This window comes from Methylobacterium sp. D54C (assembly GCF_053345595.1).
Map to the genome: position 1 here is coordinate 1 of NZ_JBKFAK010000193.1, position 308 is coordinate 308.

Sequence of the window (308 nt, forward strand, 5' to 3'; positions counted from 1 at the left end):
GCCGTCGACATCTCCTGCATGTTCATCAGGATCGAGGCCTCGCCCGCGATGTCGATCACGAGCCCGTTCGGGTGCGCGAGCTGGGTGCCGATCGCCGCCGGCAGGCCGTAGCCCATCGTGCCGGGGCCGCCCGACGTCATCCAGCGGTTCGGCTCGTCGTACTTGAAGTACTGGGCGGCCCACATCTGGTGCTGACCGACCTCGGTGGTGATGTAGGTCTCGCGGCCCTTGCAGGCCTCGTAGAGGCGCTGCACGGCGTATTGCGGCTTGATGATCGTGCCCGACGGCCAGTAGGCGAGGCAGTCCCG

The 308-nt window shown here is 67.5% G+C and carries 1 protein-coding gene; it reads right to left on the bottom strand.

Annotated features, from left to right (window positions below; all coding sequences use genetic code 11):
• Nucleotides 1-308, bottom strand: a 308-nt coding sequence (locus ACLBYB_RS33120) for a thiamine pyrophosphate-dependent enzyme (protein WP_447701420.1), incomplete at both ends; no start/stop codon positions are given.